This window comes from Pedobacter sp. 01T416_2, from assembly GCF_056398925.1.
In genome coordinates this window covers 1-1,814 of record NZ_JBFTQI010001000.1, presented here as the reverse complement: position 1 = coordinate 1,814, position 1,814 = coordinate 1, and the positions used below count along the sequence as shown (strand labels likewise).

2 protein-coding genes are annotated in these 1,814 nt (G+C 39.3%); both read left to right on the top strand.

Annotated features, from left to right (window positions below; all coding sequences use genetic code 11):
- Window positions 1-794 (top strand): hypothetical protein (locus AC1DPQ_RS26705; RefSeq protein WP_477611427.1); only part of this gene is annotated, 794 nt, incomplete at its 5' end.
- A partial coding sequence (locus AC1DPQ_RS26700) for a DUF5691 domain-containing protein (protein ID WP_477611426.1) occupies window positions 791-1,814 on the top strand: 1,024 nt, incomplete at its 3' end. The genes AC1DPQ_RS26705 and AC1DPQ_RS26700, both read left to right, overlap by 4 nt.

The window sequence follows — 1,814 nt, the reverse complement described above, 5'->3', positions numbered from 1 at the left end:
CTGCAAGGATGGTGGATGCGCAGGCTGGTGGTTTAGCTAACAACCTCAAAAGGTTAAGTAACATTAATTTTTATAAAGAGGGTTGGCAAAAAACACTGATCAAATCGCTAAGCAAAACCTATCTGCTTACAGAGGCCTACAAAAATCAGGAACTGCTGGCCGATGATCTTAAACAGGAAGTAAGGTCGCTGGTTGGGTGGAACACACTAAAAGATGAAATACTAGCCACTACAGGTGTAACTGACGATTGGTATGTGCTATCGATTGATATTACCGAAGATAATAACCTGAAAACGGAGAAAATTTGGCTGTATGGTGAAAATACCAAGCGTTATGCGCTAATCATTAATTTTTATACAACGATTCAGGCTAATGCCAATAATCTAATATCGGGAAATGTTGTACATGCAGCGCTCGCTTTTTATCTATCACCCTCACCTTTAAGGGCTTTATTTAAAGGCGAAGTTCGAAAAGAAAATGTACAGCTTTTGCCAGAAACGCAAAGCAATATTGCCGATCTTTTTAGCCACGTTTCGGGTTTATTAACCATCAATCCATTTGTAGAAGAAATTCCTTTTTTACTATCTTCTGTAAAGGTCGTTTTCGAAAACGAAACCTGGTTGCTGGTCGATACGGATCAGAAATCCATTTTATTGAGCAACCTCGAAGATGAATGTTGGGTAATCCTGTCCATCACCAAGGGCAATGCTTTTGTATGCTTTGGGATTTATCAGAACGAGCAGTTCAACGTAGCGTCGGTTTTTATAAATGATAGATATTATCCGATAAAATGAGTGATCAGAATATTATAAAAACAGCCCTGTTGGGTACTGATAAAGTGCAGTTTGATCCGACACCCAATTTAATCGGAATAGGGAACCGAATTATTGCTGGGCAGGTAGATAAAGAAGATGCTTTTTTGAAAAATGCTGCGGTAAATTTCCTGTATAACGAATCCGGTAGGTTGCCTAATGTTTGTAGTCGTGTTCAGGAAAGCTGCCCGGATGAAGAAAAGGTCGAATTAGATGCATTGACTGGTTTTCAGATCAAATCGGCGCTCCAGTTAAAAGACGATGTGTTATTTTATTACCTTGTTTACCGTACCAATCAGGCCGATAAAATATTTGGTGCCGATCTGGTTCCCGATGCCTTAAATAAAGCTTTATCACAGAAAAAGAAAGCCGAAGCAGTTTTAACAGCCTGTGGTGAAACCGGAAAATGGCTCGCGGGCATCAATAAAAATTGGTCGCAACTTTTTGATTTCGCTCCATCAGGGCAGGATTGGGAAACAGGCAACCTGGAATGGCGCTTAAACTATTTTGCAGGTTTAAGAGCGGAGGCACCATCAGATGCTTTGGCTTTATTAAATGATCTGCAGCAGGAAAATGCGAATGTAAGGGCCGAATTTATCGCTTTATTGGAAATTAATCTTTCCATTAACGATGAAACTTTTTTAATGTCGGTTTTAAACGATAAGAGCAAAAAAGTAAAAGATATCGCCATTTACCTGCTTAAATTGGTGCCGGGCACCTCAATAAACCAACTATTTTTAAATCATCTCATCAATAGCCTGTCCGTTAAAGAAGAACGTGTACTGCTTGTTGCAAAGAAAAAAGTTTTGACCATTAACCCCGGGATTACACCAGGCGAAGACCTGCTTAAATACGGTTTAGAAAAAATCAGTTCGCAAAAAGGTGTTGATGATGCTGTTTTTTGGATAGCTCAGATTTTCGGATTTATGGATGTGGCAACACTGGCTTCAAAATTTAACCTTTCGGTAGAAGAATGGCTAAAATTAATGTTGAGCGATAAAC